This is a genomic window from Cupriavidus sp. 05T41, assembly GCF_056396525.1.
Window position 1 is genome coordinate 1 of the sequence record NZ_JBFTLQ010000013.1, and the last position, 21,093, is coordinate 21,093.

Annotated in this window: 18 protein-coding genes and 1 tRNA gene; 8 read left to right on the top strand and 11 right to left on the bottom strand. The window is 66.9% G+C overall.

Annotation, left to right across the window (positions count from 1 at the left end; translation table 11 throughout):
* A partial coding sequence (locus tag AC1DKV_RS10610; protein WP_477137602.1) for a TolC family protein occupies window positions 1–959 on the top strand: 959 nt, incomplete at its 5' end.
* A gap of 46 nt (window positions 960–1,005) precedes the next feature.
* Here the strand turns inward: AC1DKV_RS10610 and AC1DKV_RS10615 are convergent.
* The gene (locus tag AC1DKV_RS10615) at window positions 1,006–1,545 is read right to left on the bottom strand and encodes a DUF934 domain-containing protein (RefSeq protein ID WP_441616860.1); all 540 of its coding nucleotides are present in this window, start codon (window positions 1,543–1,545) and stop codon (window positions 1,006–1,008) included.
* Window positions 1,538–3,280 carry a nitrite/sulfite reductase gene (locus tag AC1DKV_RS10620; protein WP_441616858.1) on the bottom strand — a complete coding sequence of 581 codons (1,743 nt, stop codon included), beginning with the start codon at window positions 3,278–3,280 and terminating at the stop codon, window positions 1,538–1,540. Before AC1DKV_RS10620 ends, AC1DKV_RS10615 begins: the two co-directional genes overlap by 8 nt.
* Window positions 3,281–3,675: 395 nt before the next feature.
* On the opposite strand from AC1DKV_RS10620, the gene AC1DKV_RS10625 reads away from it, so the two are divergent.
* Window positions 3,676–4,266: a TetR/AcrR family transcriptional regulator gene (locus AC1DKV_RS10625; protein WP_441616856.1), complete on the top strand. Its 591-nt coding sequence runs from the start codon at window positions 3,676–3,678 to the stop codon at window positions 4,264–4,266.
* A 108-nt stretch (window positions 4,267–4,374) separates the two neighbouring features.
* Here the strand turns inward: AC1DKV_RS10625 and AC1DKV_RS10630 are convergent, their stop codons facing one another.
* Entirely contained in the window at window positions 4,375–4,728 is a 354-nt protein-coding gene (locus AC1DKV_RS10630) for a hypothetical protein (RefSeq protein WP_441616854.1), read from the bottom strand.
* Between the two features lie 211 nt (window positions 4,729–4,939).
* Between AC1DKV_RS10630 and AC1DKV_RS10635 the strand changes: the two genes are divergently transcribed.
* Both AC1DKV_RS10635 and AC1DKV_RS10640 read left to right on the top strand, forming a co-directional pair.
* Entirely contained in the window at window positions 4,940–5,170 is a 231-nt protein-coding gene (locus AC1DKV_RS10635) for a hypothetical protein (protein WP_441616852.1), read from the top strand.
* A 112-nt stretch (window positions 5,171–5,282) separates the two neighbouring features.
* Window positions 5,283–5,358: transfer RNA gene (locus AC1DKV_RS10640), tRNA-Met, on the top strand.
* 112 nt (window positions 5,359–5,470) lie between these two features.
* Here AC1DKV_RS10640 and AC1DKV_RS10645 read toward each other — a convergent pair.
* Window positions 5,471–5,656: a hypothetical protein gene (locus tag AC1DKV_RS10645; protein ID WP_441616850.1), complete on the bottom strand. Its 186-nt coding sequence runs from the start codon at window positions 5,654–5,656 to the stop codon at window positions 5,471–5,473.
* A 146-nt stretch (window positions 5,657–5,802) separates the two neighbouring features.
* Window positions 5,803–6,471 (bottom strand): TetR/AcrR family transcriptional regulator, encoded by a 669-nt coding sequence (locus AC1DKV_RS10650; RefSeq protein ID WP_441616848.1) that lies wholly within the window; start codon window positions 6,469–6,471, stop codon window positions 5,803–5,805.
* Between the two features lie 246 nt (window positions 6,472–6,717).
* Here AC1DKV_RS10650 and AC1DKV_RS10655 point away from each other — a divergent pair, with 246 nt between their 5' ends.
* On the top strand, window positions 6,718–8,346 hold the full coding sequence (locus AC1DKV_RS10655; protein ID WP_441643243.1) for a flavin-containing monooxygenase: 1,629 nt from the start codon (window positions 6,718–6,720) through the stop codon (window positions 8,344–8,346).
* An 11-nt stretch (window positions 8,347–8,357) separates the two neighbouring features.
* Window positions 8,358–9,329 carry an alpha/beta fold hydrolase gene (locus AC1DKV_RS10660; RefSeq protein WP_441616844.1) on the top strand — a complete coding sequence of 324 codons (972 nt, stop codon included), beginning with the start codon at window positions 8,358–8,360 and terminating at the stop codon, window positions 9,327–9,329.
* A 12-nt stretch (window positions 9,330–9,341) separates the two neighbouring features.
* Here AC1DKV_RS10660 and AC1DKV_RS10665 read toward each other — a convergent pair whose 3' ends face one another.
* From AC1DKV_RS10665 to AC1DKV_RS10675, 3 genes are all read right to left on the bottom strand, one after another.
* Window positions 9,342–10,319: a tripartite tricarboxylate transporter substrate binding protein gene (locus AC1DKV_RS10665; protein ID WP_441616842.1), complete on the bottom strand. Its 978-nt coding sequence runs from the start codon at window positions 10,317–10,319 to the stop codon at window positions 9,342–9,344.
* Between the two features lie 148 nt (window positions 10,320–10,467).
* Complete coding sequence (locus AC1DKV_RS10670) at window positions 10,468–10,674, bottom strand: hypothetical protein (RefSeq protein ID WP_441616841.1); 207 nt, start codon at window positions 10,672–10,674, stop codon at window positions 10,468–10,470.
* 206 nt (window positions 10,675–10,880) lie between these two features.
* Window positions 10,881–11,990, bottom strand: coding sequence for a right-handed parallel beta-helix repeat-containing protein (locus tag AC1DKV_RS10675; protein WP_441616839.1), 1,110 nt, complete (start codon window positions 11,988–11,990; stop codon window positions 10,881–10,883).
* Window positions 11,991–12,740: 750 nt separating this feature from the next.
* Between AC1DKV_RS10675 and AC1DKV_RS10680 the strand changes: the two genes are divergently transcribed.
* On the top strand, window positions 12,741–14,162 hold the full coding sequence (locus AC1DKV_RS10680; protein WP_441616837.1) for a DUF1254 domain-containing protein: 1,422 nt from the start codon (window positions 12,741–12,743) through the stop codon (window positions 14,160–14,162).
* 91 nt (window positions 14,163–14,253) lie between these two features.
* On the opposite strand, the gene AC1DKV_RS10685 is transcribed toward AC1DKV_RS10680, so the two are convergent.
* Together AC1DKV_RS10685 and metE are read right to left on the bottom strand one after the other, a co-directional pair.
* Complete coding sequence (locus AC1DKV_RS10685; protein ID WP_441643242.1) at window positions 14,254–16,356, bottom strand: TonB-dependent receptor family protein; 2,103 nt, start codon at window positions 16,354–16,356, stop codon at window positions 14,254–14,256.
* A 268-nt stretch (window positions 16,357–16,624) separates the two neighbouring features.
* Window positions 16,625–19,045, bottom strand: coding sequence for a 5-methyltetrahydropteroyltriglutamate--homocysteine S-methyltransferase (gene metE, locus AC1DKV_RS10690; protein WP_441620338.1), 2,421 nt, complete (start codon window positions 19,043–19,045; stop codon window positions 16,625–16,627).
* Between the two features lie 155 nt (window positions 19,046–19,200).
* Here metE and AC1DKV_RS10695 point away from each other — a divergent pair, with 155 nt between their 5' ends.
* Entirely contained in the window at window positions 19,201–20,124 is a 924-nt protein-coding gene (locus tag AC1DKV_RS10695; protein WP_441620336.1) for a LysR family transcriptional regulator, read from the top strand.
* Window positions 20,125–20,139: 15 nt separating this feature from the next.
* Here the strand turns inward: AC1DKV_RS10695 and AC1DKV_RS10700 are convergent, their stop codons facing one another.
* Window positions 20,140–21,066: a diacylglycerol kinase catalytic domain-containing protein gene (locus AC1DKV_RS10700; RefSeq protein WP_441620334.1), complete on the bottom strand. Its 927-nt coding sequence runs from the start codon at window positions 21,064–21,066 to the stop codon at window positions 20,140–20,142.
* Window positions 21,067–21,093 lie beyond the last annotated feature (27 nt).

Below are 21,093 nucleotides of genomic sequence, written 5' to 3' on the forward strand. Positions count from 1 at the left end.
AGGCAGCGCTGGATGCCGCCCGGGTGAGCGTGGTGGCGCAGACCGTGCGCGCCTACGTCGAGGGCTGCGCCGCCACGCATGAGCTCGAGGTGGCGCAGCGCCAGCTGGCATTGCAGGAGCGCGGCGCCGAGGTGGTCAGGCGCCTGGTCGCTGCCGGGCGCAGCCAGCCCAGCGACGCATCGCAGGCGCAGGGCGAGGCAGAAGGATTGCGGGCGGCGCTGCCGCATTTCAGGGCAGAGCAGGCGGCGGCGGCCTATCGGCTGTCGGTCATGCTGGGGCAGCCGCCCGGGGCGGATTCCGGGGCGCAGGCGGCATGCCGCGAGGAGCCCCGGCCGCGGCAAGCGATTCCGGTCGGGGATGGCGCGGCGCTGCTGCGCCGGCGGCCCGACGTGCGGCAGGCCGAGCGGGAGCTGGCCTCGGCGACGGCCAGGATCGGCGTGGCGACGGCCGATCTCTATCCCTCGATCCGCATTGGTGCCTCGGTCGGCGCGACCGGCCTGCTGGCGGACCTGGGAACGGGTCCCACCGCGCACTGGGGGTTCGGTCCGCTGATCACCTGGAACTTCCCGACCAATGGCGTGCGGCCGCGCATCCATGGCATGGAAGCCGGCGCGGATGCGGCCCTGGCGCGCTTCGACGGGGTCGTGCTCAAGGCGCTGGAGGAAACGCAGACCGCGCTGGCCAGCTACACCAACGAGCTCGAACGCAACCAGGGCCTGCGCAAGGCACGCGACGCCGCGTCGGTGGTGGCGCGCGAGCACCGGCAGCTCTATGCGGGAGGGCGCCAGCCCTATCTCGCCAGTCTCGATGCGGACCGCGCCCTGGCGCGCGCGGAGGCGGCGCTGGCGGCGTCCGATGCGAAGGTGGCCACGGACCAGGTGAACCTCTTCCAGGCGCTCGGCGGCGGCTGGCAGAGTACGCATGCGGCGCAGGCGAAGGAAGTGGCCAGCGCGGAATAGCAAGGAATAGCGCGGAATCGCGCGGCATGGAGAGGATTGGCGCGGCTCACCCCGGCGCGGCGGGCCGCCGGTAGCCTTTCTGGTAGTGGACCGTGAACGTACCCAGCGCCTCGAGGGCTGCCTGGGGATCGTGGCTGGGCTTGACGGCAAAGCTGTCGAAGCCGCAGCGGGCCATGTAGTGCACCGTGTCGATCATCACGTCTCCCACGGCGCGCAGCTCGCCGGCCCATCCGTACTGCGTGCGCAGCAACTGCGCGAGCGAGTAGCCGCGCCCGTCCGTGTAGACGGGGAAATCGATGGCCAGGTGGGCAATGCCGGTCGGATCGATGATGGCTGCGCCGGGATCGAGCAGCGCCTCGGGGTCGGCGTCGGGCACCAGGTACACCGCAACCGGATGGGTCCGTTGCCGCAGGCTTGCCTTTGCTGCCTGCCATGCGCCGAGGGAAACCAGCCAGCCATCCTCGTCGGGTGGCAACGCGGCGGATGCCGGGCCGTCATCTGAGATGAAGGCGCGCCATTTGTCGGTTTCGAGCGCACCGTTGCGGATGACGTTGGGCGCCAGGTCTTGCGATTTGGTTTCAGGCACGTGCGCTCTCCGCTTGCTGTTTCCGCTTGACGATCCGGGCGTCGCTGTAGACGGCGGTCTTGAACGGTTCGATGCCGGTGCGTTCGACGACATCGATGAAGCGTTCGGCATCGCTGTCGCGCAGCGACAAGTAGGTCTGCACGAGGAGTTCCACCACATCCGGGATTTCCCCGCGCGCGAAGGACGGTCCGATGATCTTGCCGATGGCCGCGCCGCCGGCGCCTTCCATCTCGTCGTGCCGCCCGGCCGACAGTGCCCCGTTCTGGCGGCCGCCGACGGTCACCTGGTACCACTCCTCGCCGGCCTTGTCGACGCCGAGAATGCCGATGTGCCCCACGTGATGGTGCCCGCAGGAGTTGATGCAGCCGGAGATGTTGAGATCCAGTTCGCCGATATCGTGCAGGAAATCCATGTCATCGAAGCGCTGCTGGATGGCCTCGGCCAGCGGAATGGAAACGGCGTTTGCCAGCGAGCAGAAATCGCCGCCCGGGCAGGCGATGATGTTGGTGAGCAGGCCGATGTTCGGCGTGGCGAGATTCAGGCCGTCCAGCCGTTCCCAGATTTCGTGCAGATGGGTGCGGCGCACATCGGCCAGGATCAGGTTCTGCTCGTGCGAGACACGCAGCTCGCCAAGGCCGTAGGCGTCTGCCAGGTCGGCGACGGCGTCCATCTGGTCGGCCGTGATATCGCCGGGAGGCATGCCGGTGGCCTTCAGCGAAACAGTCACCGCGCAATAGCCCGCCACGCGGTGAGCCTGGACGTTGCTGCGCAGCCAGCGGCGGAACCTGGGATTCTGTTCGGCGAAGCTCGCCGAGGCATCTTCGTCGTTCGCCGCCGCGGGGTCATAGCCAGGCGCGGTGAAGCGGCCCGCGATCTCCTGCACGAACTCGGCGCTCACCGTGTCGGGGCCGCCGCGGATGCGCTGCCATTGCTCGTCGACCTGCCGGGCGAAGACGGCCGGTGTCAGGTCCTTGACCAGGATCTTGATGCGCGCCTTGTATTTGTTGTCGCGGCGGCCGTGCAGGTTGTAGACGCGCAGCGTGGCCTGCAGGTAGGTCAGCAGATCCGACCAGTGCACATATTCGTTGATCAGCTTGGCCACGATCGGCGTGCGGCCCATGCCACCGCCCACCCATACGCGGAATCCGGTCTCGCCATCCTTGCTGACGGCCTGCAGGCCGATATCGTGCACGCCGACCGCGGCCCGGTCCGTGCGGGCGCCGCTTACGGCGATCTTGAACTTGCGCGGCAGGAAGGCGAACTCGGGGTGCAGCATCGACCATTGCCGGATGATCTCGCACCAGACCAGCGGGTTCACGATCTCGTCCGGGGCGATGCCGGCAAAGTGGTCGGTGGTGGTATTGCGAATGCAATTGCCGCTGGTCTGGATCGCATGCATCTGCACGGTGGCCAGTTCGGCCAGGATGGCGGGCGCGTCTTCCAGGCGCGGCCAGTTGAATTGCATGTTCTGCCGCGTGCTGAAGTGGCCGTAGCCGCGGTCCCAGCGCCGCGCGATCCCGGCGAGCTTGCGCAACTGCCGGCTGACGAGCATGCCGTAGGGGATGGCCACGCGGAGCATTGGCGCGTGCCGCTGGATATAGAGGCCGTTCTGCAGCCGCAGCACGCGGAACTCGTCCTCGGTGAGCCGGCCGTCCAGGAAACGCGTGGTCTGGTCGGAGAACTGGGCGACGCGCTGGTCGACCACCTGCTGGTCTATGGAGTCATACAAGTACATGGGGAAGTCTCGACAGGTGCTGCCGCGCGGCAGGTCCCGAACGCTTGAATAGGAGGAGAAGCAAGGCTAGCGCCTGGCCCGCGGGCCGAACAGGATCAGTTCGGGTGAATTAGGGCATACCAGCGCGAATAGGGCGTGCGGCAGTGCCGCCTGCGCTGATGGCGGCGCTACGGGTGGCTTCTCGCCATGGATGCACCACGCTTGCGATCGATCTCACGCCCGCCCGCGAAGCGCGAAAGACTCAGCTCTTCGACAGGGCCCCAATAAGGAAAGCCGGAGAAGCCCGCGTAATGGAAACGGAGGAGACGGAGGAGACAGAGTCGTATCTCTGCTTTACAGAGACAGGTCTGTCTGCAATACTTGGTCTATCAACTTTCACTTTGGAAAGACGTGCCATGACCCAGCCTTCGGCGCGAGAGCGGATTCTCGACACGGCAGCCCGCTTGTTCTATCAAGACGGCTTTCGGGCGACGGGCATCGACAAGATCATTGCCGAGTCGGGCGTGGCGAAGATGTCGCTCTACAGGCATTTCGCTTCCAAGAATGAACTGATCTCCGCATTTCTCGACCGGCGCCACGAGTTCTGGATGTCCTGGTTCATCGAGGAGGTGGAGTCGCGCTTTGCTTCCGCGCCCAGCCTCGGGGCGATTGCAGATGCGCTGGGCGTGTGGTTCGGTCAGGAAACGTTCCGCGGCTGCGCGTTCATCAACGTGGTTGCGGAGGCCGGCTCGACCGGTGCCCCTGGACATCTGGAGCAGGCCACCGCGCACAAGGTGTCACTGAAGGCGTATATCGCGGAGCTTGCGCAGAGACTGAAGCTGGCGACGCCCGACGAAGTCGCGGAGGAGGCCATGCTCTGCGTCGAAGGCATGATCGTGCGTTACCAGATGACCGCTGATCCTGCCGTGGTGGCTTCCGGGAAGCGGCTGCTCGCGCGTATCGAGCAGGCCACGGCCGCCGCCAGTCCGCGCGCCATCGCCGCCTAGCGCCGCGGATTCACCAGGCCCGGGCGCAGGCCGCGGGCTGACCGGCTAGCAGGATTCCTGCAGCGGCGCCGCGTCCACCGTCGCGCCAGGGCGCCGGGCTGATCGACTTCACGCCGGCTCTTGCAAAGTGGCATAGTGGCGTTCGCCGCGGCTGCGCAAGCGAAGTGTGATGGGGCTGAGAAACTCCATGCCTTCAGCGAGGCAGAAGCTGATGCGCGCGCCGTCGCGCTCGAACGCCAGCGCGTCGATGGTCCAGGGAAGCGCCTTCAGTGCCGAGGTGTCGATGCCCGAGAGGTATAGCGTTGCCCCGGCCGCCTGTGCGGCCGCTTCGGCCTCGGGGTTCCAGGTGTCAGCCGTGAGCAGGGGATCGTCCACGGTCAGGAGCGGGCAGCGAATCGACAGCCTGGCCGCGGCGGGGCTTTGGCTGTAGAGATAGAGGGTGCCGGGATCGCAGCTGAACATGAGGTGGTTGCCTTACAGGGTACTGTATGGATATACAGTATAACGAGCTGCCTGGTTTTGGCAAGCGGGTCGCGGGCTCCCTGGTGCGGAGGACGATGATGATTGCCGGCGGGACGGCGGCGATGGAAAAACCGGCCCGGGGTGCCCATGCTAGGATGCGCCGCAGGATTCGCCGCGGGGCGAGAACAGGCGGCCAGACCAGCAAAGCCAGATGCAAAACCAAAGCAACGTCACGGAATACAAGGCGCAGTACAAAGGATTCGTCATCCACGTGTTCTGCAAGACCATCAAGGACGGGCTGCACATCGCCTCGTGCGCGATCTGGGAGGATGGGGCGATCGTCCAGGATGCGAGGGCGGTAGGGCACAACCACGCCACGCCCGCGGATGCGACAGCGGCTGCCTATGCGTGGGCACGCCAATGGATCGACGGCAATAGCTGAATTGCCGGCACAGGGCGCCCCGCAAGCCGCCCGGCGCCCGCGTAACGACCACTTTCCGGTTTATTTCCAAGAAGGGGTATCCAGATGCCACCGATCCGCGTATATTTCGCCCCGCGGGGTGGAGCAGTTGGCAGCTCGTCGGGCTCATAACCCGAAGGTCGCAGGTTCAAGTCCTGCCCCCGCAACCACTTTCCCGAAGCCCGTCCGGTCCTTGCCGCACGGGCTTTTTGCTTTCCAATTCGTAACAGCCGACGATGTTTCGGTCGCATCGCCTTGCCTTGCCTGCCACTCGAATGCCTCTCAGGCGAAATCGCCCGGAGGGTCGTCTGGAATGGTCCACTTTGGTGGCTTGTCTTCGGTGTCGGGCGTGCGCTTCGGCGCCTGCGAGGGGGGATGGGGCGCCATCTGGGACAAGACCCGTGCGGAAGGTACATCGACGGTTTCCTCATCGCCGTCTTCTGACCAATACCTGAGCGTCACTGTCATGTTCATCTCCGGTAAGTGACTCAAGGAATTGTGAATCAATGGATCCGCCTGCCGGTGCGTGCAAGCGGGGCAAGTTTTAACCTTAGGCGCCTTTGCCGCGCTTGCCTGACGTCAATGACGATGGCTCGCCGGCACGCGCATGGCGGCTAGTGCGCGCCGGTGCGCGGATCGCGCGCCGCGTCGATATTCAGCTGCGCCAGCCCCGTCTCGGTGAGGTAAGGCCCGAACAGGCTCATCACCTGCGATGCGCCCCAGCTGATATGTTCGCGCTTGAGCGCATCGATACCGTGGCGCGAGCGCAGGTAGTCGATCCAGTAGGTCGAGACGATCCAGCTGTTGACCACCAGGTGATCGAGCTGCGCCGGCGTGGCGCGCAGCAGCCCCGCCGCTTCCATGCCGTCGAACACGCGCCGCACATGGCGTTGTCCGTCATCGGCCAGCGCTTCGGTGCGCGCGCGCAGCGCGGGCGCCAGCGCGCGGATCGAAGCCGAGTCGCGATAGAAGAAACGCCATTCCCACATCAGGTTGAACCAGCCGCTCAGGTAGCCGGCAAAGCGGTCCGGGCTATCGCCCTTGGCAAGATCCGCCACGGCGGTGGCGCGCAGCGCGCTTTCAAAAGCACCGAACAACGCTTCCAGGATCTGTTCCTTGCGGTTGAAGTGGTAATGGAGGTTGCCTTCCTTGATGCCGACCGCCGCGGCGATCTCCGCCGTGGTCACGAGCATCGGCCCGCGTTCGTTGAACAGGCTCAGGCAGGTTTCGAGAATGCGTTCGCGGGTCTTGGGCCGCCGCGCCGGCGTGTGGTCCGCGCTCATGTTGCGAGGCCCCTGCGCGTGGCGGTGCGTGGCCGGCGGTGTTTCGTATGCTGCATTTCTGGCATCTCGGGTGGTGGCGGAACAGCGTCCGGGCGTATGCGGGCTTAAGGGAAATCCCTGGTTAGAGGAATCTGGGTTGATTAATTAGGGTGAACACCCTAGTCTAGTCGGAGCACTGCACGGACGCACCAAGGGAATGCCCATGCGAGAAGCTTCCGGCGGGATCTGGCCAACAGGAGACAAACGATGCTAGCAGGCAACGCGGATCAGGCGCACGAGCACGCGCACGACCAGGGGCACGACCAGGCGCACCCCAGGGCGCAGGCCGCCACTCCGGAGCAGCAGGCGGCGCAGCGGGAGCCCGCCCGTCACTTCGATGTGCTGGTCGTAGGCGCGGGCCTCTCCGGCATCTGCGCGGCCTACCACCTGCAGGCCAGTTGCCCGGGCAAGACCTACGCCATCCTGGAAGGTCGCGACGCCATCGGCGGTACCTGGGATCTGTTCCGCTATCCCGGCGTGCGTTCCGATTCGGACATGTACACGCTCGGCTTCAGCTTCCGGCCATGGCGCAGCGAGAAGTCGATCGCCGATGGCGGCGCCATCCTCGAATACATCCGCGGCACCGCCAAGGCCTTCGATATCGAGCGCCATATCCGCTTCGGCCATCGCGCCACGCACGCTTCGTGGTCGTCCGGGACGTCCCGGTGGACGGTGGAAGCCAGCGTGGGCCCGCAGGGCGCGCCGGCGCGCTTTACCTGCAACTTCCTCTACCTGTGCAGCGGCTACTACGACTACGCCGACGGCTATATGCCGGGCTGGCCGGGCATGGAGCGCTTCCAGGGCCGCGTGGTGCATCCCCAGCACTGGCCCGAGGACCTGGCCTACGACGACAAGCGCGTGGTGGTGATCGGCAGCGGTGCTACCGCCGTGACGCTGCTGCCGGAGATGGCCAAGCGCGCGGCGCACGTGACCATGCTCCAGCGCTCTCCCACATACGTGGTGGCGCGGCCGTCCAGCGATCGCGTCTCCGCGTGGCTGCAGCGCAAGCTGCCGGCTGGCATGGCGCACCGCGTGACGCGCTGGAAGAACGTCCTGCTCGGCATGTACTTCTACAACCTCGCGCGCAAGAAGCCGGAACTGGTCAAGCGCAAGATTATCGAGGCAACGCGCGCGCAACTCGGCCCGGACTACGACATCGGCAAGCATTTCACGCCCGCCTACAAGCCGTGGGACCAGCGCCTGTGCCTGGTGCCGGACTCGGACCTGTTCCAGTCGATCCGCGCGGGCAAGGCTTCGGTCGTCACCGACCATATCGAATCCTTCACCGAAACCGGGCTGCGGCTGCGCTCGGGCGAGAAGCTCGATGCCGACGTGATCGTCACGGCCACGGGCCTGCAACTCAAGGTGGCGGGCGGCATCCAGCTCGGCGTGGACGGCGTGCCGGCCACGCCCGCGCAGGCCTTCATGTACAAGGGCATGATGTATAGCGACATGCCCAACCTGGCGGTGGCGATGGGCTACGTGAATGCGTCGTGGACGCTCAAGGCGGAGCTGTCGTCGATGTATGTCTGCCGCCTGCTCAACCACATGGACGCCGCCGGCCATGCCTGGTGCGTGCCGCGGCGCGGCGATGCGTCCGGCGACGACGAGCCGTCGCTGTCGCTGACCTCCGGCTACGTGCAGCGCGCCAACGGCATCCTGCCCAGGCAGGGCAGCAAGCGCCCGTGGAAGGTCCACCAGAACTACCTGTTCGACCTGATGGCGCTCAAGTTCGGCAAGGTGGAGGACGATGCGATGGTGTTCGGGCGGGCCGGCACTGCCGCGCCGCGCGCGCAGGCGGCGCCTGCCCGGGCGGCGGAATCGGTGCAGGGCTGAGGAGCGACACCATGACCATCCTGATTGCCTGCATTGCCATTGTTATTGCCATTGCCGCCATCGTCATCCTTGGCCTGGTGGCGTTTAGCGCCCTCATCGCGCGCAAGGTGGAAAAGGCGCTGCCGCCGCGCGGCAAGTTCATCGAAATCGATGGCGCCCGCCTGCACTACATCGACCAGGGCCAGGGTCCGGCCATCGTGATGGTGCACGGGCTGGGCGGACAGACCGGGAATTTCTCGTATGCCTTGCTCGAACGACTGACCTCGCGCTTCCGCGTGATCCTGGTCGACCGGCCCGGCTCGGGATACTCGACCCGGCCGGCGGGAATGTCGGCGCGCCTGAGCAAGCAAAGCGAAGTCATCGCCAGGTTCATCCGGGCGCTGGAGCTGGAGGATCCCCTGCTGGTAGGGCATTCGCTGGGTGGCGCCGTGGCGCTGGGCGTGGCGCTCGATCATCCCGGCACGGCGGCCGGCCTGGCGCTGATCGCGCCGCTGACCCATCCGGTGCAAGGCGTGCCGGCCTCGTTCCGCGCGCTTGCGGTTTCCCCGGCCGCGCTGCGGCGCGTGGTCGCCTGGACGCTGGCAATCCCGCGGTCGATCCTGCGCGGGCGCGCGATGGTCGAATTCGTGTTCAGCCCGGAGCGGCCGCCGGCGGATTTCGGCACGGCCGGCGGCGGCCTGCTTGGCCTGCGGCCGGGCGCTTTCTATGCCGCGTCGACCGACATGAACAGCCTGGAAGAGGATCTGCCCTCCATGGCTGGGCGCTACGCATCGCTGGCCCTGCCGATCAGCATCCTGTACGGCACGGCCGACGCCGTGCTCGACTGGCGCATCCACGGCCAGGCGATGAAGGACAAGCTGCCGGCGCTGGAGCTGGAACTGGTGCCCGGCGGGCATATGCTGCCGGTCACCATTCCTGACCAGGCCGCGGCCTGGCTTTCGGCGGCGGTCGAGCGCACGCGCAGTACCCTCGCGCCCGCATGACGCCGTTCGGCTTCAGGCGTCGAGGCTGAAGCCGATCTCCTTGATGAACTCGCCCCAGCGCTGATAGTCCGCCTTGACCTGTGCCGCGAACACCGGTGGCGTGATGGCCTGCGGTGGCAGCACGCCCACCGCGAACAGACGCTTGTGATAGGCCGGGTCGGTGAGCACCTTCTGGATCGCCGCCGACACCGGCGCCACCACATCCGCCGGCATGGCCTTGGGGCCGAACAGCGCGAAGTAGCCGCTGAGCTGCTCCATGCCAGCGAAGCCCTGTTCGCGGAACGTGGGCACGCCCGGCGCCATGTCGGAGCGCTCCGGCGTGGTGATGGCCAGCGGCTTGGTCTTGCCGGACTGGTACAGCGGCACGGCCGTGGTCAGCCCGTCGATCATCACCGGCACCACGCCACCGACGAGGTCCTGCGTGGCGGGTGCCGAGCCCTTGTACAGCACCGGCTCGAGCCGGCTGCCGGACAGCTTGTTGAGCAGCAGCGGACCGAAATGCGAGGATGTGCCCGGCCCGTACGAGGCCGAGTGCACCGGTGCCTTGGCGGCCTTGGAATAGGCGATCATCTCGGCCAGCGTGGAGAAGGGCGCGTTCTTGTTCGCCACCAGCAGTACCGGCGCGCGTGCCGCCTCGGCCAGCGCGGTCAGGTCAGTGATCGGGTCGTAGGGCACCTTGTTGATATGGGCGCCCGAGGTGGCGGACGATCCCAGCGTCATCAGCAGGGTATGGCCATCGGGTTTGGCGCGGATGACATCCTGGGTGGCGGGGATCGTGGCGCCACCGGGCTTGTTCTCCACGACCACCGACTGGCCGAGCGCCTTGCCCAGGAAGTCCGCGAACAGCCGGGCCACCACGTCGGTGCCGCCACCGGCGGGATAGGCAACCACAAGACGCAGCGGGCGGCTGGGCCAGTTGGCCGCCACGGCGGGTGCGGCACCAGCCGCGGCCATGGCCGCGGCGGCGGCGAGGAATTGTCGTCGATCCACGTAAATGTCTCCTGTCTAAGGCATGTATGGGCGCTATTGGCCCCGCTACATGGTCATGGACGTTCGACTTCCGGCGGAATCGGGCGATACCCTTGCTACGATCCCATGCATGGTGCCGGGATCGGCGGGCGCCCGGTGCTGCGGCGCTTCAGGACGCCGAGAACGTTCGCACCAGCTTGTTCTTGAGCGGCCACGGCCGTGCCGCCAGGATCCAGATGCACAGCAGGGGCCCGACCAGTGGAATCAGCGCCAGGTAGGCATACGTCGTGCTGAAGTGCGCGGCGCGGAAAACCTTCCTGAGCGGAAGGAACCAGATAGCTTCGAAAGCGAGGAACCCCAGAAGATAAAACGTCATTGCCTTGCTTCCTGTGTCAGTTTCCTGTGCCGGATCCGCGCCTCTTGAGGATCTTTCCAGTCTCCGCTGGTGTAGTCTGACGGCGATGAGGGCGTTTCCCGGAATGGGTATCCTTGTTGTGCTGCGGCATTGTAGTGCCCATCGGTGCCCGTACGATCCCGCCGCTTCGGGGGATTTTTGTTGCTTTGCCGTCATCGGCCTGTCGTCTATGGCAGGTAAGTATTGTCTTGCGCGATCAGCCCGGAAACGGGGCGTCCGAGATACATTGCACGATATTGGGCACCGGTCACGATATCGGCGTTTCTGGTGCCGGAGAACGTATTTCCGCTCACCGTATTATTGTCGTCTTCCACGATGACGCCCTGGCGGACATTAGCAAAGCGATTATTCATCACCTGGTTGTTCTGCGCATAATCGAGGAAATACCGGCCGGCATAGTAGGAGGGGTCGCTGCAATTCCAGTTACCCAGGTCCCGGCTCTGCCTGGACGCGATCCAGACGCCCACGCTTTCCGCGGCAAAATCGTTATCCTGGATCAGATTGCCGTCAGAGTGCTGCCAGCGCGCCGGGCCCTGGTTCTCGCCGCAGTTCTTGTAGAGCGTGATGGCGGCAAGGGCGTTGCCGCTGAACTTGTTGCCGGCAATGACGTTGCCGGCCGAAGAATCGATGGCGATGGCTTCGCGGGTGCGCGGCAGGCCGTTGCCGGTGAAGGTGGAGTTCACGATCCGGTTGTCGCGCGTCGAGGCGTCCAGGTACACGCCCGGGCCACGCGAACTGGTCACGGTGACATTGCGCAGCGTGTTGCCGGATGCGTAGGACTCGATATAGATGCCGACGTTGCCGGCGCCCTCCACGCTGGCATTCTCGATCAGCACCTGCTGCGGTGAGCGCGCGTAGATGTCGTCGCGGGTGTAGGCCTGGAGCCTGGCCGCGAGCGCACCGCTCCAGCCGATCGCGATGCCCACGGAGGCCTGGTTCTTCAGGCGGCAATTGCGGATGGTGACATGGCGCAGCGCGCCGCCGCGCGAGTCCACGTAGATGCCCTTGACATCGGTGCCGCGGCCGTCGATGGTGGCGCCGCCGCAGTCCAGCGTGATGCCGGACCGGCTGATCGTGAAGGTCTGCTTGTAGACGCAGGCACTGTCGAGCACGGTATCGACCGTGACTTCGGCGGGCGATGCGCAACTGGCCGTGCCTGGCACGGCGGATGGCGTGTCGCCGCTGGCCATGCCGTCGCCGCCACCGCCGCAACCGGCCAGGGTCAGGGCAATGCCGGGGCAGAGCAGATGAAGAAAGGGGCGCTTCCAGGCTGGCATGAGGGCGTCTCCGATGCGGTTGTTATTGGACCGCCGGACAAAAGGAGGCCCTGCGCCCGCGTGCCGAGCGCTGGCGTCATCTTGTTTCTTGCTGGATGAATAGGGTTATCTCGCGATTTTTCCGGACAGGAGTCGTGCTGCGGGCCATTGATTATTCAATGGCCACGGCTTCTCGATCCGGACGCGCCGATGATTTTCCCTTCGATGGCTTCCCTGTTCTGTTCTTCCTCCGCTATCGAGATAGGTCCGTGTCCTTTGTTGGGAAATTTCGTTATTTACGATGAGAGAATTCTAGGTACGGTTTTCATGATTTCATATAAGAGCAGTCCTATTTTTGATGGTATTTCAGGGTCGATCAGAGTGTGGTTTACCCTTTAATCCCGGCGGCTGACGGGGAAGAAAATCCGGATGGCGCGCAGGGCGCGGCATATCTAAGATCAGAAGGCAACGCGAGGAACCTGCGGGGGCCTGGCGGACGAAGCCGGCGCCCCATGCAAGAGGCACGCGGGACGCAGGAGGCGCGGCCAGGCGGGAGCGCCGCTCCCCGCCCGGAAGCGCGCCATAAGACTCGGCCTTTGGTGCGTTATGCCGCATTATTCCCGTGCCCGGAATTGACAAGTGCGGACTCGCCAGCACATCATCGATCGAATAAAATCGCTCAATCACACGCGGGAAAAATGTCGCCGCTCCAGCGGTAACCGACGTGACCGACGTGTCGGGTAGTCAATCCAAAAACAAGGGATCGGGGTCATGAGTTTTTCGATTCGCCAGATCGCGGGCGCAGCGGCGCTCGGCCTGCTGCTGGCCGGGTGCGCCACGGCACCGCAGAAGGTGGAAGCGCCGAAGGGCGCTTCCACCCAGCCGGACGCGACCATCAAGGCCTTGTCGGCCCAGGTCTTCACCTACGCCTATCCGCTGGTGCTGATGGATGTCACGCGCGAGGTCATGACCGCGCGCACGCCGGCCAATACCTTCGCGCACAAGCGCAGCTTCCCGGACGCCACCTTTACGGATGTGGTCAGCCCGAATGCCGACACGCTCTACTCGTCGGCATGGCTGGACCTGAGCGCGGAACCGGTGATCCTGTCCTTGCCGGATACCCACGGCCGCTACTACCTGATGCCGCTGATGGACGGCTGGACCAATGTGTTCGCTTCGCCGGGCAAGCGCACCACCGGCACCGGCAAGGCCGTGTTCGCTATCACCGGCCCGAAGTGGACGGGCACCTTGCCGCCTGATGTGAAGGAAATCCACGCACCCACCGAAATGGTCTGGCTGATCGGCCGTACCCAGACCAACGGCAAGCAGGACTACGCGGCGGTGCGCCAGTTGCAGAACCAATACCGCCTGATGCCGCTGTCGGCCTGGCAGCGCGCCGGCAAGACACGCGGCAAGGCCGCGCCGGCCGCCGCGCCGGAAAGCAGCACGGCCGATGTGGAAACCCCGCCGGTGGAGCAGGTGGCAGCCATGGACGCGCAGGCGTTCTTCACGCGCTTCGCCGAGTTGCTGCCTGCCAATCCGCCCGCGCCGGCAGACGCCGCCATGGTGGCATCGATCAAGAAGCTCGGCATCGTGCCCGGCGCCCCGTTCTCCGTGACCGCGCTCGAGCCCTCCACGGCCCGTGCCGTGCAGGAAGGCGCCACCGCCGCGCTGGCCGGCATCTCGGGCGCTGCCAGGCGCGGCGCCGACACCGGCGCGGAGTGGAACATCCGCCGCGACCTCGGCAGCTATGGCACCGCCTATGGCAAGCGCGCGCTGGTGGCGTGGGTCGGCCTCGGGGCGAACCTGCCGGCGGACGCGCTCTACCCCAGCACGCGCGTCGACTCGGCCGGCAAGCCGCTCAGCGGAGCGAAGCGCTATGTCATGCATTTCGACAAGAACCAGCTGCCGCCGACCAGCGCCTTCTGGTCGCTCACGCTCTACAACGACAAGCAGGCGTTCGCGGCGAACCCGCTGAACCGCTACGCCATCGGCGACCGCGACCGCCTCAAGTACAACCGCGACGGCTCGCTCGACCTCGTCATCCAGAATGCACGTCCGCCGGCCAGCCAGCTGCCGAACTGGCTGCCAGCGCCGGCGGACGGTTTCAACCTGATGCTGCGAGTCTACTGGCCCAAGCAGGCCATGCTCGATGGCACCTGGGTGGTCCCGCCGGTGGAGCGGATCGACTAAGGCGCAGGGAAGGGAACAGCGGCAGGAAAGACAAAGGGGCAGGGGCGCTGCGCGGCGAGCACCCCTGCCCCTTGCGCCATGGCGGCGGGCCTCAGAACTTGTACTTCACCCCGGCATAGAAGGCGCGCCCGGTGCCTGGATAGAAGACCGCGGTATTGGCGGTGCGCGCATCGGCCACCGTACTGAAATCGCTCACGTAGCGCTTGTTGGTCAGGTTCCTGGCGTCGAGGAATACCGTGACCCCGCGCTGGAAGTCGTAGCTGGCCTGCACTCCCAGCAGCACGTAGCCCGGCGTGCGCAGCGTATTCGCGTAGTCGACGTAGGCGCCGCCCGGCACCCAGTCGATGGTGCCTGCCACGCGCAGGCCGGCCGCGCGGCTGTAGGCGACGGTGGTGCGCAACACATGCTCCGGCACGCCTGCGATGCGGTTGTTGCCATACTGCGGATCATTGTCGAAGCGGAAATCGCTGTAGTTCCACAGTTGCGACAGCGTGAACCTGTCGCCGCTGCCGAATACGTTCTGCAGCACGTCGCCGGACACGCCCAGCTCCACGCCCTGCAGCGTGGTGCGATTGGCGTTGAAGGTGGCAGCGGGTACATCCGGGTTGGTGGTGAACTGAAGCAGCTGGTCGCGCACCAGCGAGCGGTACGCCGTCACGTCCCACGAAAAGCGTTCGCGCTTGCCGCGCGTGCCGAGTTCCAGCGTCCAGCCGTGTTGCGCGGCCAGCGGCACGAAGCGCGTGGTGGTGGCGATGGTCTGGGTCAGGTCGGTGAAGTCGGGCACGTCGGCGCTGCGCGTGATGTCCGCGAAGGCCTGCACGTCGCGCACCGGTTCCCACAGCACGCCGAACTTGGGATTGACGCCGCTGTAGGTGGTGCGATCCGACTTGGGCGTGGGGTTCGCCGCCAGGCCGCCGTAGTCGTGGTAGTCGCGCACGTTGCGGTAGGCCTTGGCGCCGGCCATCAGCGCGACCGTGGGCACGACCCAGAGGCGGTCCTCCAAGTAGGCCTCGTAGTTGTAGGCGTCCTGCGCCGCGTTGAGCGTCTGCGCGCCGCGGTTGCCGTTGATGTTGATGAACTGGCGCGCATCGTTGTTGCCGCCGAAGAAGCGCGCGCCGACGATCACCTGGTTGCGCAGGCCGCCGATGGTCTGGTTGCCGGTGTAGCGCGGGGCGAAGCCGTAGGTCCAGTAGTCCTGGTCGATCACCTGGAAGATCGGGTGGTACAGGCTCTTGTGGATGACCCAGGTGCTGAAGTCGAGCTGGCCGCTGTCCAGCTTGACGGTGGTCACGTTGGCCACGCGCTCGGTGCGGGTGTTGCGCGCCTGGTCGCCGGCCAGCGCGCTGGCGGAGGCCTTGCGCGGGTTGTTCAGCGCATCGCTGAGCGAGAGCGAGCCCGGCAGTTGCTGGTCGACGATGTAGGCGCCGAGGTAGAAGCGGGTTTCCACCGCCGGGCTGAAACGGTAGCCGAAGTTGGCGTTGAACTGCTCGTACTGGCCGCGCTCGTGGTCCCGGTAGCCGTTGGAATGGTTGACGCTCAGGTTGCCCAGGAAATCGAAGGCGCCGATCTGGCGCGAGACCTGGCCGCTGGCCCGTGCCGTGCCGAAGCTGCCGCCGTCCACGCGCACCAGGTTGGGCGCGTCGGCGGTCAGCGCGGTGGGCGTGGTGAAGTTGATCGCGCCGCCCAGCGTGGTGGTGCCGTAGGCCAGGCCGTTGCCGCCCTTGTAGACTTCGGCCGCGCTCAGGCCGAGGGGGTCGATCTGGTAGTAGTCGCCGCTGCCGTCGGCGAAGTTGGTGGGCACGCCGTCCTGCAGGATGTCCAGGCCGCGCGTATGAAAGCCGCGCGCGATGCCCGAGCCACGGATGGACAGCCGCAGTTCCTGGCCGTAGCGCTCCTGCACATAGACGCCTGGCGAGTCCTTGAGGACGTCGCGCAGGTTACTGGCGTAGGTGTCGCTGTAGGAAGCCGCATCGACGAAGCCCACCGAGCCGGCAGTCCCGAACAGCGTCTCTTTCTGCTGGCCCACCGAGGGCGCCGTCAGCGAGCCATGCGCCTTGGCCGTCACCGTGGTCGTCGGCAGCGTCACCGTGGCATCCGGCGCTGCCGGGGCGGTGGCCTGGGCCAGTGCGGCGGTCGTGAATGCCGCGGCGGGCAGGGCGGCGGCGCGCCGCTTCCAGTGTCTGGCTCTCTTCATGTTTTCCCTTGTGGCGCCGGACCTGCGTGGGGCCGCGCCTTTTTTACCGTGCTTGGATAGCCGCGTACGATACGGAATATCGCCCGCCGCGCGCTATGTGACACAGTGCCGCAACCGTGTGGAATGCGGCACATTCCTGCCGCCTGCAGGCGCTCAAGGGAACACAATACAGCTAACCGGCCAGCACGCCATAGCTCTGGCCATGGAACTGGCGCAGCACACCGGCCGGTTGGCGCGCCGCGCAAGGGGGGCGCGGGAGGATGCCGGGCTAGCTGGCGTGCGTCGCGCAATCGACGCAGCCCGCCGCATGGCCGGCGTGATGTGCTGCCTGATGTGTTGCCTGATGCGCTACGTGATGGCCCGTGAGGCCGCCCGGCCCGGCCGCCCGCGTGGCGCGCTGCCACCGGGTGGCGCCAGCCTTGCCGACCCGCTCGCGCAGGCTGCGCGCGGCTGTCACCATATTGGCCAGCGCCGCTTCGGTTTCCGGCCAGGCGCGCGTCTTGAGGCCGCAGTCCGGGTTGACCCACAGGCGCTGCGGCGGGATCACCTCGCAGGCGCGTTCGAGCAGGTGCGTGATGGCTTCCACGCTCGGCACGCGCGGCGAGTGGATGTCGTATACGCCCGGCCCGATCTCGTTGGGGTAGTCGAACGCGCCGAAGCCCTCGAGCAGCTCCATCGCCGAGCGGGACGTCTCGATGGTGATCACGTCGGCGTCCAGCGCCGCGATGGCGGGCAGGATGTCGTTGAACTCCGCGTAGCACATATGGGTGTGAATCTGCGTTTGGTCCGCTACCGAGGCGGCCGAGATCTTGAACGCATGCACGGCCCAGGCGAGGTAGGCTTCCCAGTCGCCCTTGCGCAGCGGCAGGCCTTCGCGCAGCGCCGGCTCGTCGATCTGGATGATGCGGATGCCGGCCTGTTCCAGGTCGGACACCTCATCGCGGATCGCCAGGGCGAGCTGCAGCGTGGTGGCCGCGCGCGGCTGGTCGTCGCGCACGAAGGACCATTGCAGCATGGTCACCGGGCCCGTGAGCATGCCCTTCATCGGCCGCTCGGTGAGGGACTGCGCGTAGCGCGTGGTCTCCACGGTCATCGGTTCGGGCCGGTACACGTCGCCGTAGATCACCGGCGGCTTGACGCAGCGCGAGCCATAGCTCTGCACCCAGCCATTGGCGGTGAAGGCGTAGCCGCACAGTTGTTCGCCGAAATATTCCACCATGTCATTGCGCTCGGCCTCGCCGTGCACCAGCACGTCCAGGCCCAGTGCTTCTTGCTTGCGCACGGCGGTCTCGATCTCGGCGCGGATGCGCTGCAGGTATTCCAGCGCGCCGATGTCCCCGCGCTTGTAGGCCGCGCGCGTCTGGCGGATCGCCGTGGTCTGCGGGAAGGAGCCGATGGTGGTGGTGGGCAGCGCCGGCAATTGCAGCGCGTCGCGCTGGCGGGCGATGCGCGCGTCGAACGGGCTGTTGCGCTCGGCCATGCCGGCGGTGAGCGCGGCCACGCGCGCCTGCACCTGCCGGTTGACCACGCGACGCGAGTCGCGGCGCGAGGCCAGCGCGGCCTCGTTGGCGGCCAGTTCCGCCGCGACGGCGGCTTCGCCCTCGTTGAGCGCGCGTGCCAGCACGCTTACCTCGTCGAGCTTCTCGGTGGCGAAGGCCAGCCAGTCGCGGATCTCGGCATCGAGGCTCTGCTCGGCCTCGAGCGACACCGGCACATGCAGCAGCGAGCAGGACGGCGCCACCCACAGGCGCTCGCCCAGCTCCGCGTGCAGCGGCGCCAGCACGGCCAGCGCGCGGCGCAGGTCGGTGCGCCAGATATTGCGGCCGTCGATCACGCCGGCGGACAGCACCGCGCCGGCCGGCAGGACCTTGCGCCAGGCGTCGAGCTGCTGCGGCGCGCGCACCAGGTCGAGATGGAAGCCCTGCACCGGCAGCGCGGCGGCGCGCGCCGCGTGGTCGGCCGCGGTGTCGAAGTAGGTGGCCAGCAGCAGCTTGACGCCCGAGCCGGCAAGCGCGGCGTAGGCGCTGTCATAGGCGTCGAGCCAGGCCGGCTCCAGATCCAGGCACAGCGCCGGCTCGTCGATCTGCACCCATTCGATGCCGCGTTCGCGCAGGCGGCCCAGGACGCGGGCGTAGGCGGATACCAGCGCCGGCAGCAGGCTGAGGCGCTCGAAGCCCTCCGCATGGCTCTTGGACAGCCACAGGTAGGTGACCGGCCCGATCAGCACCGGCTTGGCTGCCAGGCCCAGCGCGAGCGCTTCGTCCACTTCATCGAAGAACCAGTCCACGCCGCCGTCGAAGCGCGTTTGCGGCCCTAGTTCAGGGACCAGGTAGTGGTAGTTGGTATCGAACCACTTGGTCATTTCCATGGCGGGCTGCGCCTTGTTGCCGCGCGCCAGCTCGAAATACTGCGCCAGGCTCAGCTGCCTGGGCTCGAAGCCGAAGCGCGCGGGCAGGGCGCCGAGCAGCGCGCTCAGGCCGAGCACCTGGTCGTAGTAGGCGAAGTCCCCCACCGCCACGCTGTCCAGGCCCGCTTCGGCCTGGGCCTGCCAGTGGCGCTGGCGCAGGCCGGCGGCCACTTCGCGCAGGTTGGCTTCGCCGGTCTCGCCGCGCCAGAATGCCTCCTGGGCGAATTTCAGCTCGCGCTGGGCGCCGATGCGGGGGAAGCCCGCGATATGTGTGCTTGCCATCAGGTGCTCTCGCAATTGGTATGTGACGATGGCGCCCAGTGTGGAATCCGGCGTAAAATGAATCAAGCGATAAGATTTAATCAACGTATGAATGGATTTCATATCAAACCATATCCAGGTTTTCGGGCGTGCGGATGTACAGGGTGGAGCGCGCCGTGATCGAAGTCAGGCACCTGCGTTCCCTGGTGGCCATCGCGGAGTCCGGCAAGCTCGCGGCCGCCGCCGAGCGCGTGCACGTGAGCCAGTCTGCGCTGTCCCACCAGATCAAGGGCATCGAGGCGCACTACGGCCTGCCGCTGTTCGACCGCACCCGCCAGGGCCTGCGCTTCACGCCGGCGGGGGAGCGCCTGCTGGCGCTGGCGCGCGAGACGCTGGCTGCCATCAGTACGGCCGAGCGCGACCTGATCCGGCTCAAGGGCGACACGCGCGGCGAACTGCGCATCGTGCTGGAGTGCCACACCTGCTTCGACTGGCTGATGCCGGTGATGGACGAGTTCCGCCGCCGCTGGCCCGAGGTCGAGGTGGACCTGGTGGCGGGCTTCCACGCCGATCCGCTGGCGCTGCTGGCCGAGGGCCGGACCGACATGGTGATCGGCTCGCTGCCGCCGGCCAAGCGCGGGCTGGCGGTGGCGCCGCTGTTCCGTTTCGAGATCCTGGCGGTGATCGCCAACGAGCACCGGCTGCGCAACAAGCGCCGTATCGAGGCAGCCGACCTGGACGGTGAGACCCTCATCACCTACCCGGTGCCCGAGCAGCGCATCGACCTGATCCGCGAAGTGCTGGAGCCGGCTGGCATCAAGCTGCAGCGGCGCACGGCCGAACTGACGGTGGCGGTGCTGCAACTGGTGGCCAGCCGCCGCGGCGTGGCCGCGCTGCCCAACTGGGGCGTCAAGAACTACGTGGACCATGACTACGTGCTGGCCAAGCGCATCGGGGCCAAGGGCTTGTGGAGCGAGCTGTACGCCACCACGCCGGCGGGACTGGCCGGGCGGCCCTATGTGCGCGATTTCGTCTCTATCGTGCGCGATACCTGCGCCGCCGAGCTGGACGGCATCGAACTGCTGGCGGAAGGAAGATAGCGGCGCAGAGCCGCGCTATTGCACCAGTTGTCCGCGGCGCTGCGCCACGCCGATGCGCGCCTCGGTGCCTGCATTGAATTGCAGGAAATCCGCCTCGATGCCGTCGCTGAAGATCACGCCGGCCTCGGGCATCAGGGAGCGCAGCACGATCTGCTCGCCGCGCGGGATCTCGCCGTACACCAGCGTGGCCTGGCTGGCGCGGCTGGGAAAGGGCTCGCGCACGGCGAACACCAGCCGGTCGGTATCCCAGGGCAGCGGCTGGTAGGGCGCCTCGCCACCGTCCGGCAGCGCGATGGCGCGCGCGCCCGTGACGATGCTCTTGAGCCAGGCGGTGGATCCGAGACCGGTGGAGACGATGATGCCGCTCGACGATTGCACCTCGCCACGCCCGCCGAGCTGGATCTCGTAGCGCGCCGAGGTGTGGCTGCGCGGCCCGACGAAGAAGTCGTTGACCGCGTACAGCACCTGCTGGTCGGAGAGCTCGGCGCGTGCCATCGTGACCGGGCGGGCGGGGCGGCGGTCCTGCATGGCCTCGGCCAGCACGCGCGCCACATCGCCGGGCCGGAACGGCAGCAGCACGCCGTCATGGCGCGCCGGGTCCGGGTTCACGCCAAGCAGCGGCTGGCCGTCCAGGTATTTCATGGTGTTGGCGACCAGGCCATCCTGGCCTAGCGCCACCACGATATCGTCCGGGCCGAACAGGAAGTTGGGCAGGAACTGCCGGTCCACCACCTGCCGCCGCTGGTAGCGCGACAGCGCGTTGCCCACCTGGGCGCGCGCGGCCTGGTAGGCGTCGTGTTCGCGCTGGTAGTCGCTGATGTCCGCCCCCAGGTGCTCCAGGTAGAAGCGTGCCTGCGCCAGCGAGTGATAGCGCGCCAGCAGTTCCTCCAGGCGCGTCTTGCGCGTGACCAGCACTACCTTGCGGTCGGCGGCGTTGCTCATGGTGTGTCTGCTCCCGAGGCTTGAAGC